The sequence below is a fragment of the Solidesulfovibrio magneticus RS-1 genome (assembly GCF_000010665.1).
Lineage (GTDB): Bacteria > Desulfobacterota > Desulfovibrionia > Desulfovibrionales > Desulfovibrionaceae > Solidesulfovibrio > Solidesulfovibrio magneticus.
In genome coordinates this window covers 2,513,631-2,527,162 of sequence record NC_012796.1, presented here as the reverse complement: position 1 = coordinate 2,527,162, position 13,532 = coordinate 2,513,631, and the positions used below count along the sequence as shown (strand labels likewise).

The 13,532-nt window shown below is 64.4% G+C and carries 15 protein-coding genes; all 15 read left to right on the top strand.

Annotated features, from left to right (window positions below; translation table 11 throughout):
* The first annotated feature begins 7 nt into the window (after window positions 1-7).
* Entirely contained in the window at window positions 8-421 is a 414-nt protein-coding gene (locus tag DMR_RS10720) for a cytochrome c maturation protein CcmE (RefSeq protein WP_015860925.1), read from the top strand.
* Between the two features lie 192 nt (window positions 422-613).
* Entirely contained in the window at window positions 614-2,506 is a 1,893-nt protein-coding gene (locus tag DMR_RS10715) for a heme lyase CcmF/NrfE family subunit (protein WP_015860924.1), read from the top strand.
* A 14-nt stretch (window positions 2,507-2,520) separates the two neighbouring features.
* Window positions 2,521-3,192, top strand: a complete 672-nt coding sequence (gene ccmA, locus DMR_RS10710; protein ID WP_015860923.1) for a heme ABC exporter ATP-binding protein CcmA — start codon at window positions 2,521-2,523, stop codon at window positions 3,190-3,192.
* Window positions 3,186-3,863 (top strand): heme exporter protein CcmB, encoded by a 678-nt coding sequence (locus DMR_RS10705; RefSeq protein ID WP_015860922.1) that lies wholly within the window; start codon window positions 3,186-3,188, stop codon window positions 3,861-3,863. Before ccmA ends, DMR_RS10705 begins: the two co-directional genes overlap by 7 nt.
* 5 nt (window positions 3,864-3,868) lie before the next feature.
* Window positions 3,869-4,537, top strand: coding sequence for a cytochrome c biogenesis protein (locus tag DMR_RS10700; RefSeq protein WP_015860921.1), 669 nt, complete (start codon window positions 3,869-3,871; stop codon window positions 4,535-4,537).
* 3 nt (window positions 4,538-4,540) lie between these two features.
* On the top strand, window positions 4,541-4,681 hold the full coding sequence (locus DMR_RS23340) for a CcmD family protein (protein ID WP_006921665.1): 141 nt from the start codon (window positions 4,541-4,543) through the stop codon (window positions 4,679-4,681).
* Window positions 4,668-5,276 (top strand): tetratricopeptide repeat protein, encoded by a 609-nt coding sequence (locus DMR_RS10695; RefSeq protein WP_015860920.1) that lies wholly within the window; start codon window positions 4,668-4,670, stop codon window positions 5,274-5,276. Before DMR_RS23340 ends, DMR_RS10695 begins: the two co-directional genes overlap by 14 nt.
* A 132-nt stretch (window positions 5,277-5,408) precedes the next feature.
* Window positions 5,409-6,575, top strand: coding sequence for an ABC transporter substrate-binding protein (locus tag DMR_RS10690; RefSeq protein ID WP_015860919.1), 1,167 nt, complete (start codon window positions 5,409-5,411; stop codon window positions 6,573-6,575).
* A 99-nt stretch (window positions 6,576-6,674) separates the two neighbouring features.
* On the top strand, window positions 6,675-7,559 hold the full coding sequence (locus DMR_RS10685; protein ID WP_043600496.1) for a branched-chain amino acid ABC transporter permease: 885 nt from the start codon (window positions 6,675-6,677) through the stop codon (window positions 7,557-7,559).
* 45 nt (window positions 7,560-7,604) lie between these two features.
* Entirely contained in the window at window positions 7,605-8,651 is a 1,047-nt protein-coding gene (locus tag DMR_RS10680) for a branched-chain amino acid ABC transporter permease (protein ID WP_015860917.1), read from the top strand.
* Window position 8,652: 1 nt separating this feature from the next.
* A complete protein-coding gene (locus DMR_RS10675; protein ID WP_015860916.1) occupies window positions 8,653-9,441 on the top strand; it encodes an ABC transporter ATP-binding protein in 789 nt (262 codons plus the stop codon).
* Window positions 9,434-10,141 carry an ABC transporter ATP-binding protein gene (locus tag DMR_RS10670; protein ID WP_015860915.1) on the top strand — a complete coding sequence of 236 codons (708 nt, stop codon included), beginning with the start codon at window positions 9,434-9,436 and terminating at the stop codon, window positions 10,139-10,141. Before DMR_RS10675 ends, DMR_RS10670 begins: the two co-directional genes overlap by 8 nt.
* Before the next feature lie 28 nt (window positions 10,142-10,169).
* The gene (gene guaB / locus DMR_RS10665; RefSeq protein ID WP_015860914.1) at window positions 10,170-11,627 is read left to right on the top strand and encodes an IMP dehydrogenase; all 1,458 of its coding nucleotides are present in this window, start codon (window positions 10,170-10,172) and stop codon (window positions 11,625-11,627) included.
* Window position 11,628: 1 nt separating this feature from the next.
* Complete coding sequence (gene guaA / locus DMR_RS10660) at window positions 11,629-13,179, top strand: glutamine-hydrolyzing GMP synthase (RefSeq protein WP_015860913.1); 1,551 nt, start codon at window positions 11,629-11,631, stop codon at window positions 13,177-13,179.
* A gap of 57 nt (window positions 13,180-13,236) precedes the next feature.
* A complete protein-coding gene (tatB, locus tag DMR_RS10655) occupies window positions 13,237-13,527 on the top strand; it encodes a Sec-independent protein translocase protein TatB (RefSeq protein ID WP_015860912.1) in 291 nt (96 codons plus the stop codon).
* Window positions 13,528-13,532 lie beyond the last annotated feature (5 nt).

Genomic DNA, 13,532 nt, shown 5'->3' with positions numbered 1-13,532 from the left:
TTTTGCCATGGCGAAAAAGAAGAACACTCCCATGTATCTCGTGGCCTTGACCCTGTTTCTCGGGGGCCTGGGCTATCTGCTCTATTCCGGCCTAGGTGAAAACACCGCCTACTTCCTCAATGTCTCCGAAGCGTTGGCCATGCCGCCCAAGGAGCTGTCCAAGGCTCGGCTGTTTGGCACCGTGGCCGAGGAGGGCATTGACCGGCCGGCCGACGCCCTGGGCGTCAGCTTCACGCTTCTGGACAAGGACCAGACCGCCAAGACCATCCGGGTCGATTTCAAGGGCGTGGTGCCCGACACCTTCAAGCCCGGCGTGGAGGTCATCGTGGAAGGTGGCGTCAATCCCGCTTCCGGGGCTTTCGCGGCCAGCACGCTCATGACCAAGTGTCCGTCCAAGTACCAGAAGGAAAACCGAGGCTAACCCACAGCCCCGGCCACGGGTCCGCGAAGCCGGCCGCAGGGCCGCCCCGAGCGCCTACCGCCTTTTGGGCGGCGACGCGCGACCGTCCCATGCTCAATTGTCGCGAAACCGCTTGCCATCCCCTGGCGTTGTCGGCTCGACGCCCTGTGTCCGTGCCGCCATCGTTCCCGGGGACCTTATAGAGGAGTTTTCATGCACGTTACGGCGTATTTTGCCTTACTTGCCGCCATGATCATCTGTCTGGCCGGCGCGGTGGCCGCCTTGTTCGCCCTGTGGCGAAACGACTACGGCCGCCTGGGAATGATCGAAAAAGGCCACCTGCTGGCCACGGCCGGCGTGGTCCTGGCCTCGGCCATCCTCACCGTCGCCCTGTGGCAACGCGATTTCTCCTTTGTCTACGTGGCCGAATATACGGACACGCTCTTGCCCCTGTTCTATGCCCTGACCGCCTTCTGGGCCGGCCAGGCCGGGTCGCTGCTGTTCTGGATGCTCACCTTGGCCCTTTTCGGGGTCTTTTTTGCCGTCTCGCCGGCCTACCGCAGCCTGTCCGCGCCCACGCGCCACGCCTACTGGCTTTTTTTCCTCGTCGTCGAAGCCTTCTTCCTGCTCCTTTTAACCGGCCCCTCCAATCCGTTCCTGGAAGCCGTGCCGCCGGTGCCCGAAGGCCGGGGGCTCAATCCGCTGTTGCGCAATCCCGGCATGATCTTCCATCCGCCGCTGCTGTTCATGGGCTACGCCGGCTTCGCCATTCCGGCCTGTCTGGCCCTGGCCGGCTGGCTGACTGGCGAGCGCGCCTCCTTTGCCGCCGCCGCCCGCAACACCGCCATCCTGTCCTGGATTTTCCTTTCCTCCGGCATCATCCTCGGCGGCTGGTGGTCTTACATGGAACTGGGTTGGGGCGGCTACTGGGCCTGGGACCCGGTTGAGAACGCTTCACTGATTCCCTGGCTGGTCAGCACCGCGTTTATCCACACCGCCATTGTCGAGCGCCGCACCAAGGCCCTGGCCAAGACCAACGTGGCCCTGGCCGTGGTGACCTTCGTCAGCTGCATCCTGGGCACCTACCTCGTGCGCAGCGGCGTGGTCGAATCCCTGCACGCCTTCGGCGAAGGCGGCGTGGCCGGGCCGCTGCTCCTTTTTATGCTCTTTACCCTGGTGGTCCTGGCCGCCGTGCTCCTGGCCGGCGCGCCGTTTTTTGCTGACCGGGTCAAGCCCCTGTCCGGCCTCATGAGCGTGCCGGGCTTTCTGGTGATCCTGGCCTGGCTTATGCTCGCCCTTTCCGTTGTGGTGTTTCTGGGCACCCTGTGGCCGGTCATCAGCAAACTGTGGAGCGCCAACCCCGTCGGCCTGGACGCCGGTTTTTACAACCGCGTGTGCCTGCCGCTCTTTGCCCTGGTCACGGCTTTGGTCGCCTTTTGTCCGCTCATGTCCTGGTCCGAGGGCGTGCGCGACAAGGCCGGCCTGGGGCTGACCGTCGGCGCTTTCGTTGGCGGCGGGGCCATTTTGTATGGCCTGGGCATACACCTGCCCGTGGCCCTTTTCGCCGGCGCGGCCTCCATCGCCGCCATGGCCACGGTCGCTTACGTCTTCATCCGCCAACGCCATGCCCGAAGCCTGGCCGGGGCCCTTGGAGCCTACAGCGTCCACCTGGGCCTGGCCCTGGTGACCCTCGGCATTGCCTTTTCCGGCCCCTACCAGCTCAACCAGGAAGCCGTGCTGACTCCGGGCAAGACCATGGAGATCGGCGGCTTCACGTTGACCTTTAAGGATCTGGAGTTTGAGGAAAACAAGGCCATGGCCATCAGCCGGGCCGTTATTGACGTGACTCGCGACGGCAAGCCCGTGGGCGTGCTCACCCCCGAGCGGCGCATCTACACCGGCTTCGAGCAGCCCTTTGCCGAGGTGTCCACCATCCCGAGCCTGGGCGACGAAGTCTACGCCACCCTGGTCAGCGCCACCGAGAAAAAGGCGGCCAGCCTCAAGATCAGCGTCAATCCGCTGATTAACTGGATTTGGATCGGCGGCACGCTCATGTGCCTCGCCCCCTTTGCCAGCCTGCGCCGCCTGCGCGGCAAAAGCGAGTAGGGCGGCTCAAGCCCATGGCCGAAGCCCTTGTCCGCCTGCGCCGGGTGTGCCGTTTTTACGGCGAACGCGCGGTGCTCAAAAACATTGACCTGGAGTTGGTCCCGGGCCAGGTGATGTTGGTGGTCGGTCCTAATGGCGCGGGCAAGTCCACGCTGTTGCGCCTTGTCGCCGGCCTTTTGCCGCCAAGCGAGGGCGAGGTGGAAACCGAGCTGCCGCCCGGCGGCATCGGCTACCTCGGCCACAAGACGCTCATCTACCCCAAGCTCACGGCCCGGGCCAATCTGGCTTTTTGGCAGTCCATGTTCGGCCAGCCCCGCGACGACGACGCCGTCACGGCCGTGCTCGCGCGCGTGGGGCTGGCCGGCTTCGCCGACGAGGAAGCCGGGGTGTTCTCCCGGGGCATGTCCCAGCGCCTGAGCCTGGCCCGGGTGTTTTTGACCGCGCCCAGGCTGTTGCTGCTCGACGAACCGGCCTCGGGCCTGGACCCGGCCTCGGCCGTGTGGCTGCGCCGGGAGATTCGGGCCGTGGCCGACGCCGGGGCTTCGGTGGCCTGGGTGAGCCACAACATCGCCGCCGATCTGGCCGCCTGCGACCGGGTGGTGCGTATTGACGGCCACCGCGTCGCCTACGACGGCCCGGCCGCCGGTTTTGACGCCGCCGCCCTGGCCGGGGAGGGCGTATGCTGAAAGCCGCCCTGGCCATTGCCCGCAAGGACCTGTCCCTGGCCCTGTCCGGGGCTCAGGGGCTGGTCCAGACCGTGCTCTTGGGCTTGCTCCTCATCTTCATCATGAGCCTGTCCCGGGAGCCGGGCGAGCTCTCGCCGCCCTTGGCCGCCGCCGCCGTCTTCTGGCTGGCTACGGCCTTTGGGCAGGTGCTGGTTTTTAATTTCCTCTACGGCCTGGAAGAGGCCGAGGGGGCGCGCCTGGGGCTGCTCTTGTCCCCGGCCCCGGCCCAGGCCGTGTGGCTGGGCAAGGCGCTGTCCGGCTGGGTGTTGCTTTTTTGCTGTCAGATGGTATTCGCCCCTGCGGCGGTCGCCTTTCTTGGCCAGACCGTGGCCGGTTCGCCGCTCATGGGCCTGGCCGTGGTCGCGGCCGTGGACTGGGGGCTGTGCGCCCTGGGATCGCTTTTGGGGGCCTTGTCGGTGGGAAAGTCGTCGCGGGAATCGCTGTTGACCGTGATCCTTTTCCCGCTGCTCGTGCCGGCGCTCCTGGCCGGCATCCGCCTCCTGGAAACTGTCATCTCGGGTCGGGGGCTGGAGGCCGTGGGGGCCTGGACGGGTACGGTGGTCGCCTTTGACGCCGTGTTCACCGCCGCCGCCCTGGTCCTTTTTCCGTTTCTCTATACCGGCGAGGAATAGCCCGCATGATCCGCCTGAGTGCCCTGGCCTTCGCGGCCGCCTCGATCATCGCCCAGTACCTGATCTGGTTCCATGCCCCGGTGGAGCAGTCCATGGGCGTGGTGCAAAAGATCTTCTACACCCACATGCCCCTGGCCTGGTGGTCCACGGTGAGCTTTTTCGTCAACTTCGTCGCCTCCATCCTCTATCTGGCCAAACGTCGGGACGCCTATTCCCGGCTGGCCGGCGCGGCGGCGGAACTGGGCGTGCTCTTTTCCGGACTGGCCCTTATTACCGGCATGTGCTGGGCCCGGCCCATCTGGAACGTCTGGTGGACCTGGGACCCCCGGCTTACCACAACGCTGGTCATGTGGTTCGTCTACGCCGCCTATCTGCTGCTGCGGGCCTCGGACGTCGGCGGCCAGCGCCAGGACACGGTCCTGGCCGTCCTTGGCGTGGTGGCCTTTCTTGATGTGCCGCTCGTTTTCATTTCGGCCCGCTACTGGCGCAGCATCCATCCTTCGGTCCTGGGCTCCCAGGGCGGTGGCATGGAACCCGAAATGTGGCTGGCCGTCGTGGCCAACCTCGTGGCCATGGGCCTTCTCTGGTTGGCCTTGCTCGCCTTTCGCACCCGACAACTCGGAACCGGCGCGGCCGTCACGGCCCTTATGCGCCACGGTTCCATAAGGAATTAAGCCATGGGGAAGGAAGTCTACCTGTTCGCGGCCAACGTCCTGGTCTGGGTTGGTCTCGGCTGCTACGTGGCTTTTCTGGCAACTTCCCAACAGCGTCTCAAACGGCGTCTGTCGCGCCTGGAGATCTTAAATGACGACAACTGAACACGGCCCCAACGCCTCGGGCCGCATGGTCCTGGCCTTCATGGGCTTTTGCCTGGTGATCATCTTCGCCGCCTCCTTCATCTACCGCCTGGAGCGGCCGACCCTTGAGGTCCACCAGAAAAAAGGCGGCGGCATGGGGCAGGGGATGCCCGGGGGCATGGACCAAGCCATGAACGGCCCCATGCGTGAGGTCATGGAACTCATGCAGAAGCTTCAGGAAAATCCCGACGATCCTGGTCTGCAAATGGCCATGGCCGAGCGCTTCATGGCCATGGGTTCCTTTGACCGGGCCAAGACCTTTCTCGACAAAGTTGCAAAGGTCCGTCCCGACGACCCTGACGTCTTAAATGCCCTGGGCGTGGTGCGCTACAACATGCAGGATCTCGACGGGGCCAAGGCGGCTTTCGAAGCCATCCTGGCCAAGGACGCCGAGGACTTCCGGGCGCGTTTTAATCTGGGCCTGCTCTACAAATACGCCTACAAGGACGAAGCCAAGGCCAGACAGGCGCTTTCCGCCGTCATTGCTTCGCCCAAAACCGATCCCGAGACGCGGAAAACCGCTCAGGAAGAACTTGAGGCGAAGCCGGGTTCCTAAGCGAGATTGCTTTTCGTGTCGATTTGGTGAATGTTGCCGCGTAACGCGACCGTACCCAACCCGGGCCGGCTTTAGGGCCGCTCCCGGACGCCGAGACCGATGCCCCATGCAACCGCAACCGGAGGAAACGTGATGTTTGGCAGAAAAACGACCCGGGCCGCCCTTGCCTGCGCCCTCGGCCTGACCCTTGGCTTGGCCGCCGCGCCGGCTCATGCCGCCGACACCATCAAGATCGCCGTTCCCACGCCGCTCACCGGCAGCGCCGCCGGCTACGGCGAGAACGTCAAGGCCGGCGTGGACCTCAAGCTCGAAGAAATCAACGCCGCCGGCGGGATTAACGGCAAGAAGCTCGAGGCCGTCTACTTCGACGAGCAGTGCGAGCCCCGCGAGGCCGCCACGGTGTCCTCGTCCATCGTCAACGACGAAGCCATCGTCGCCATCGTCGGCCACCTGTGCTCCTCGGCCCATCTGGCCGGCCTGCCGGCCTACGTGCGCGAAGGCATCGCCGCCATCACGCCCACAGCCACCAACACCACCATTTCCACCAAGAGCAAGGACGAAAAGGGCAAGGCTTGGTCGTTCCGCAACGTTTATCGCGACGACTTCCAGGGCAAGTTCCTGGCCGACTACTCGGCCAAGGTGTTGGGCCTGAAGAAAGTGGCCGTGTTCTACGAGAACAACGACTACGGCATCGGCCTCAAGGACGCCTTCATCAAGGAAGCCAAGGCCCTGGGCCTGACCGTGGTCGGCGAGGAAGCCTACAAGAAGGGCGACCAGGACTACACCCCGCAGCTGACCAAGCTCAAGGGCGCCGCTCCCGAAGCCATGTTCATCGCCGGCTACTATCCCGAAGGCGCACTCATCGCCGACCAGGCCAAGAAGATCGGCCTTAACGTCGCCAAAATGGGTGCCGACGGCTTCGACAACCTCGACTATGTCAAGCTCGGCGGCGCTTCGGCCGACAACACCTACCTGACCGCGCCCTTCCTGGTCGAGACCGCCGGGGCCGACGCCAAGAAGTTCATTGACGCGTTCAAGGCCAAGTACAAGCGCGACGTGGACTGGATGAGCGCCAATGCCTATGACGCCGCCGGCATCATGGCCGAAGCCATCGCCAAGGTCGGCGCCGACCGGACCAAGATCCGCGATTACCTGGCTGGCCTTGATTCCCCGGAAAAGGGCTACAAGGGCGTCACCGGCGTCAACTACTTTGACGGCAACGGCGACTGCCTCAAGCCCGCCTATGTCAAGGTCGTCAAGGACGGCAAGTTCGTCCCGGCCGAAAAGCAGATGAATTAGGCGGAAACCGCCGCAGGAACAAAACGCGAACAGGCTGGAGATCATCCGGCCTGTTCGCGCTTCATGCCCCTCTCAACGCCAAACGCTTCGGAGCAGACGTTGCTCGAACAACAGCTCGTCAACGGGTTCACCCTGGGTCTCATCTATGCGCTCATCGCCGTGGGCTACACCATGGTCTACGGCGTCATTGAGCTGATCAATTTCGCCCACGGCGAAATTTACATGCTCGGGGCTTTCCTTACCCTGTCGTTTATTTCCATGGGACTGCCGCTGCCCCTGGCCGTGCTTTTGGCCATGCTGGCCGCCGCCGCCATCGGCGTGCTGCTGGACATCATCGCCTACCGCCCCCTGCGGGAGGCCCCGCGTCTGGCCGCGCTCATCACCGCCATCGGCATGTCCATCTTTCTGCAAAATCTGGCCATGATCATCTGGGGCAGCCGGCCCATGCCCTTTCCCAAGCAGGCCCTGCCCGCCTTTTTCAGCGAACCGGCCCTGACCTTTTCCGACGTCACCATCTCCTGGATGCAGGTCATCATCTACGCCGTGGCGCTGCTGCTCATGGTCGGCCTCAACCTCATCATCACCCGCACTCGGGTCGGCACGGCCATGCGCGCCCTGGCCCAGAACCAGACAGCCGCCTCGCTCATGGGCATCAACGTCAACCGGGTCATCTCCTTCACCTTCGCCCTGGGCTCGGCCATGGGGGCCATGGCCGGCATCATGGTGTCCATGTACTACAACACCATGTACCCGACCATGGGCTATCTGGCCGGGGTCAAGGCATTTGCCGCCGCCGTGCTCGGCGGCATCGGCTCGGTGCCCGGGGCCATGCTCGGCGGCGTGGTGCTCGGCATCGCCGAAACCCTGGGCGCGGGCTACGTCTCCTCGCCCTACCGCGACGGCGTCGCCTACGCCGTCATGATCCTGGTCATCATCTTCCGTCCCTCGGGCCTGCTCGGCCGGGCCGTGACGGAAAAAGCCTAGCAACCGGCGGCCGTCGCCGGCCGCCTCGAACCGACTGGAACACACATGCGCGGCGCGGCACAATCACTCAAATACCTGCTTCTGGCGGCGGCTCTGGCCTATCCGCTGATGCCTTTCCGGGACGTTTACGTCCTGCACGTCCTGGTCCTCATCATGGTCTACATGGTGCTGGCCATGGGGCTCAACATCCTGCCCGGCTTTTGCGGCCTGCTCGACCTCGGATTCGTGGGATTCTATGGCATCGGGGCCTATACGGCCGGGCTTCTCACCATCCACTACAACATGTCGTTTTGGCTGATCGTCCCTCTGGCGGTCTTAAACGGCGCGCTTTTTGGGGTGCTTTTGGGCGCGCCCACCTTGCGGCTGGTCGGCGACTATTTCGCCATCGTCACCTTCGGGTTTTCCGAACTCGTGGTGCTTTTCCTCACCAACGAGATCTGGCTGACCCGTGGCCCCTTGGGCATTCCCGGCATCGCCCCCATTTCCCTCGACGTCACTTGGCTGGCGACCCTGCTTGGCGTGGACGAGCGGTGGCGCTACGCCTTTCGCGGCGAGGTCCCGTACTACTATCTGGCCATGGTCATGGTGGGACTCGTCTTTGTGGTCATGACCCGGGTGGAGGATTCGCGCCTGGGCCGGGCCTGGCTGGCCATTCGCGAGGACCCCATGGCCGCCGCTTCCTGCGGGGTCAACCTCTTCGCCTACAAGGTCATCGCCTTTGCCGTGTCCACCGGCATCGGGGCCTTGGCCGGCGCGTTTTTGGCCCGGTGGACCCTTTTCATCTCGCCGGACATGTTCAAGTTCTGGGAATCCTTCCTGGTCCTGTGCATGGTCGTGCTGGGGGGCCTGGGCAACATTCGGGGCGCGCTGGTCGGTTCGACCATCCTCATCGCCCTGGGCGAAGTGTTGCGGGTGGCCCTGCCCAAACTCGGGCTGCCGGCCGAAACCCGGTTTCTGGCCTACGGCCTCATCATGGTGGTCATCATGCGCTTTCGCCCCCACGGCCTTTTCACCCAGGTGGCGGAATCGACCATGCAAAGCAGTCTGATAAAGGACTTGCGCGCCAGGATCGCGGCGCGCCGGACGGCGTAATATGGATGCGATACTTACCGTAGACGGAGTCAGCAAACGCTTCGGGGGCCTTATGGCCCTAAGCGACGTGTCGTTTACCGTGGAGCGGGGGGCCATCACCGGCCTCATTGGCCCCAACGGCGCGGGCAAAACCACGATGTTCAACTGCGTGGCCGGCATTTATACACCCACCGACGGCCGCATTCTGTTTGCCGGCGGGGAAGGGGAGCCCCAAAACGTCGCCGGCCGCAAACCCGAGCGCATGACCGCCCTGGGCGTGGCCCGGACCTTTCAAAACATCCGGCTTTTTTCGGCGCTGACCGTGCTCGACAACGTGCGCATCGCCCGCCACTGCCGCACCTCGGCCAACTTCTTCGGCTCGGTGCTGCGCACCCGCTCCCAGCGGGCCGAGGAACGGGCCATCATCGACGCGGCCATGGAAAACCTCGATTTCGTGGGGCTTGGCGAGACGGCCCTGTCCCCGGCGGCCAGCCTGTCCTACGGCGACCAGCGCCGGCTGGAGATCGCCCGGGCCCTGGCCACCGACCCCAAGCTCATCCTGCTCGATGAACCGGCCGCCGGCATGAATCCCAGGGAAACCGAGGCCCTGGTCGATCTCATCCACGCCATTCTGGGCCGGGGCGTCACCGTCGTGCTCATCGAGCACGACATGAAGCTCGTCATGCGCATCTGCAAGCGCCTGGTGGTCCTGGACCACGGCGTCAAGATCGCCGACGGCTCGCCCCAGGAAGTGCGGGCCAACCCCGACGTCATCGAAGCCTACCTCGGCAAAGGGGCGGCCCATGCTTGAACTGACCGCCATTGAAACGTTTTACGGCAACATCCAGGCCTTAAAGGGCGTTTCCCTCAAGGTCGCCCAGGGCGAGATCGTCACGCTCATCGGCGCCAACGGCGCGGGCAAATCCACCACGCTCATGAGCATCTCCGGCGTGGTCCATCCCCGCAAGGGATCCATCGCCTTTCTGGGCGAGGACATCACCGCCAGCACCACCGAGCGCATCGTCTCCATGGGCATCACCCAGGTGCCCGAAGGACGCATGATCTTCCCGCGCCTGACCGTGCGGGAAAACCTGCTCATGGGGGCGTATCTGCGCAAGGACAAGGCCGGTATCCGCGACGACGAGGACCACGCCTATTCGCTGTTCCCGGTCCTGCGCGAACGCCGTTCCCAGATGGGCGGCACGCTGTCGGGCGGCGAGCAGCAGATGCTGGCCATTGGCCGGGCGCTCATGGCCCGGCCCAAGCTGCTGCTCTTGGACGAGCCGTCCCTGGGCCTTGCGCCGCTGGTGGTGGAAAACATTTTCGAGATCATTGTCCAAATCAACAAAGATGGCGTAACGGTCATGCTCGTGGAGCAAAACGCCCAGATGGCGCTGCAGATCGCCCATCGGGGCTATGTCCTGGAAACCGGCCATGTCACCCTGGAAGGGCCGGGCAAGGAGCTCCTGAGCAACCCCAAGGTGCGTTCCGCTTATCTCGGCCTGGACTAGGCCGCCCATATAACCCGGAGTTTGCGATATGGAAAAAGTCATCGATTTCGGCCTCACCTTCGACGACGTTTTGCTTGTTCCCGATTACTCGGAAGTCACGCCCGACCTGGCCGACGTGTCCTCCTGGCTCACCCCGGACATCAAGCTCAACATTCCCCTGGTCAGCGCCGCCATGGACACCGTCACCGAGTCGCGCATGGCCATCCAGCTCGCCCGTAGCGGCGGCGTGGGCGTGGTCCACAAGAACATGACCATCGCCCAACAGCGGCTCGAAGTGGAGAAGGTCAAGAAGTCGGAATCGGGCATGATCATTTCGCCCATCACCGTGCCCCCGGCCATGACCGTGGAGCAGGCGCTCACCGTCATGAGCGAATACAGCATTTCCGGCCTGCCCGTGGTCGACGGCGACACCCTGGTCGGCATCGTCACCAACCGCGACGTGCGCTTCGTCAAGGACTCGGTCACCACCGTGGGCCAGGTCATGACCAGCAAAAATCTCGTCACCGTGCCCGTGGGCACCACCCTGGAGGAGGCCAAGCACCACCTCCACGCCAACCGCATCGAAAAGCTCCTGGTCGTTGACGACAACAACAAGCTGCGCGGGCTCATCACCATCAAGGACATCGAGAAGATCCGCAAATATCCCAATTCCTGCAAGGACAGCCTGGGCCGGCTGCGCGTGGGCGCGGCCATCGGCGTGGGCGGCGACCGGGGCGAGCGTGTCCAGGCTCTGCTCGACGCCGGCGCGGACTTCCTGGTGCTCGATTCCGCCCACGGCCATTCCAAGAACATCCTGGAGTCCATCCGGGCCATCAAGGCCGAGCACCCGGGCTGCCAGCTCGTGGCCGGCAACGTCGGCACCTACGAAGGGGCCAAGGCGCTCATTGCCGCCGGGGCCGACGCCGTCAAGGTCGGCATCGGGCCGGGCTCCATCTGCACCACCCGCGTGGTGGCCGGCGTGGGCGTGCCCCAGGTAACGGCCATCATGGAAGCCTCCCGGGCCTGCCGTGAAGCCGGCAAGCGCATCATCGCCGACGGCGGCGTCAAGTTCTCGGGCGACATCGTCAAGGCCATCGCCGCCGGCGGCGACACGGTCATGATGGGCGGCCTTTTCGCCGGCACCGAGGAAAGCCCGGGCGAAACCGTGCTCTACCAGGGCCGCACCTACAAGATCTATCGCGGCATGGGTTCCATCGACGCCATGCGTGAGGGCAGCTCCGACCGCTACTTCCAGGAAAAGACCAAAAAGCTCGTGCCCGAGGGCATTGTCGGCCGGGTGCCTTTCAAGGGCCCGGTCACCGACAGCATCTACCAGCTCGTGGGCGGCCTGCGCTCCGGCATGGGCTACTGCGGCTGCAACACCATCGAGGAGCTGCAGCAAAAAGCCCGGTTCGTGCGCATCTCGCCGGCGGGGCTTCGCGAAAGCCACGTCCACGACGTCATCATCACCAAGGAAGCCCCCAACTACCGCGTGGAGACCTACTAGCATGAGCCAGCCCGACAAGGTTCTCATCCTCGACTTCGGCTCCCAGTACACCCAGCTCATTGCCCGCCGCGTGCGCGAGGCCGGGGTGTATTCCGAAATCCATCCCTGCACCGTCACGGCCAAGGAAGTGGCGGCCATGGCCCCCAAGGCCGTGATCCTGTCCGGCGGCCCTTCCAGCGTCGCCGACGCCGACGCGCCGCCCTTTGATCCGGCCGTGTTCGATCTGGGCCTGCCCATGCTGTGCATCTGCTACGGCATGCAGCTGTTGGCCCACCACCTGCCCGGCGGCCAGGTGGCCGCCTCCACCGACCGCGAGTATGGTCGGGCCGATTTGCAGCTTTTGGCCGACACGCCCCTTTTCGCCGGCCTGCCGCAAAAAGACGGGCACATCGTCTGGATGTCCCACGGCGACAAGGTCATGGCCGCGCCGGACGGCTTTGTGGTGGCCGCGCGCACCAAAAACGTGGACATCGCCGCCCTGGCCAACGCTTCCCGTCGCATCTACGCCCTGCAGTTCCACCCCGAGGTGGCCCACACCGAGGACGGCGAGCGCATTCTCCACAACTTCCTGTTCGAGATCGCCGGCCTGACCTCGGGCTGGACCATGTCGAGCTTCCTGGAAACCGAGCTGGCCTCGCTCAAGGAAAAAGTCGGCGACGACGAAGTGGTCTGCGCCCTGTCCGGCGGCGTCGATTCCACGGTAGTGGCCGTCATGCTCCACAAGGCCATCGGCAAGAAGCTTCACTGCATCTTTGTCGACAATGGTCTTTTGCGCATGGGCGAGGGCGAGGAAGTGGCCGCCTATCTGCGCGAACACTTTGACCTCAATCTGCATTACGTTGACGCCGCCAAACTCTTTCTCGACAAGCTGGCCGGCGTGACCGACCCCGAGGAAAAGCGCAAGATCATCGGCAAGACCTTCATCGAGGTCTTCGAGGTCGAAGCGGCCAAGTTGCCCAAGGTCAAGTACCTGGCCCAGGGCACGCTGTATCCCGACGTCATCGAGTCCGTATCCTTCAAGGGACCCTCGGCGGTCATCAAGAGCCACCACAACGTGGGCGGGCTGCCCGAGGTCATGAAGCTGGCGCTTATTGAACCCCTGCGTGAACTGTTCAAGGACGAGGTGCGCAAGGTGGCGGTGGAGCTCGGCATGCCCGACTTCATCATCTGGCGTCATCCCTTCCCCGGACCGGGGCTGGCCATCCGCATCATCGGCGAGGTGACCGAGGAACGGCTTGAGATTTTGCGGCGAACGGATAAGATCGTCCAGAGCGAGCTTGTCGCCTCGGGCTGGTACCGCAAGGTCTGGCAGGGGTTTGCCGTGCTGCTGCCGCTCAAGACCGTCGGGGTCATGGGCGACGGCCGTACCTATGAAAACGTGGCCGCCATCCGCGTGGTGGACAGTCTCGACGCCATGACCGCCGACTGGAGCCGTCTCCCGTCGGAAATCCTGGCCGTTATGTCCAACCGCATCATCAATGAGGTCAAAGGCGTCAACCGCGTGGTGTTCGACGTCTCGTCCAAGCCGCCCGCGACCATCGAGTGGGAATAGACGGTCGCAACGCGACGCAATCCCGGACCATACGCGCCCGGCCAAAAGAGTAGTCCTATGTTCGGCATCGGTTCCACGGAACTTCTGGTCATCCTGGTGGTGGCCCTGATCGTCATCGGCCCCTCCAAGCTGCCTGATCTCATGAAGACGCTTGGCAAGGGCATGGCCGAGTTTCGCCGCATGAGCAGCGACGTCAAATCCACCCTGGAAGCGGAAGTGGATCGGGCGGACCGCGAACAGAAACAGGCCGAGGCACAAAAACAGCTGCATCCCGAAAACGCCACGGCCGCCCCAGCTGCCCAGCCGGCCGCCGCCAAGGACGCCGCCAAGGAGGCCCCGACCGCTTAGCTGGT